Annotated in this window: 1 protein-coding gene; it reads right to left on the bottom strand. The window is 35.7% G+C overall.

Features of this window, described 5'->3' with window-relative positions:
• Positions 1–170 precede the first annotated feature (170 nt).
• Positions 171–905, bottom strand: a complete 735-nt coding sequence (locus F6K37_RS44420; protein ID WP_287257480.1) for a hypothetical protein — start codon at positions 903–905, stop codon at positions 171–173.
• Between the last annotated feature and the right edge of the window lie 98 nt (positions 906–1,003).

Here is a 1,003-nt window from a genome sequence, read left to right as displayed (position 1 = left end):
TTTCAACTAGGGTTTGCTTCTGCCCGTTGGCTATTGATATATCAGCAGTTACAGAATTTCCAGCTATGCCTCCTATATTTCCAGCGTTATAAACGCTACCACTAATATTGAAACGGGATGTATTGGTATCTCCAGGCATAATAAAATCTTCTCCTTAATCAATGAGACACTTACTTTTTAGAGTAAAGCACACCAATCGTATTTCTAGACACAAACTGATTGGGTTTTTCGTTTTCGTCTAGGGACACCCAGATCGATGCAGTTAGGTTAGCAGCTATGTTGTTTTTATATTGTTGATAATGTTGATCCTTAAGGCTAAAAGAAGCAATGTACTTCAAGTCAGGTTTTTGTGTATTCTGTGTCCATCCATAAATCCTCAACTCGTAGTTGCCAACTTGTAAATCAAATTCTTTTCCTCCTAATTCAGGACTCCAATCGAATCGAACTATTTTATTTACTGAAGAACGTGCTTGTACTGGAATCGGTTGAGCTAGATTTTCATCTTGAAAATTTCCAGCGTCATAAAAATTGTCATTATCTTTTCTTCCAACAACTAAACGAATTCGTTGAATGGTTCCTCCTTGAGGACTCCAATTGTAGAAAGTTATGGGAAGATTGAAGCCTAATCCGACAATCTTTCGATCACCAGTTGGGTCAGTAAGGTATGTAGGAAAAAATATAATGTTTCTTCCCAAAGACAGTTTAATATTAGCTTTACTAAAATTTGATGTATAAGCTACAGCTATAGATACAAGTAAACTAAATAAAGCAATGAGGATGGTAATAGGATCCTCTGACTGCACGTTTGTTCTGGTGCTTTTATTTATTTGCGGTGCAGGTGACGACGAAGGTTGTTGAGCTATTAGCTCAGTAATTTCATAGTTGTTATGAGTCCGAAACTGCATAATTATTAGTGTCTATTGCCAAGAATAATATATAACTCACGTGGCATGATAATATTATATCATGTCTGGTTGAAGAATTATTATATACCAATTAGTAG

It is taken from the genome of Moorena sp. SIO4E2 (genome assembly GCF_010671945.1).
In the GTDB taxonomy this organism is placed as follows: Bacteria; Cyanobacteriota; Cyanobacteriia; order Cyanobacteriales; family Coleofasciculaceae; genus Moorena; species Moorena producens.
This window is presented reverse-complemented; position numbering and strand designations above follow the sequence as displayed.

Excerpts from the sequence above, each read along its gene's own strand:
- F6K37_RS44420 (WP_287257480.1), bottom strand. The coding sequence starts at position 905 with ATGCAGTTTCGGACTCATAACAACTATGAAATTACTGAGCTAATAGCT.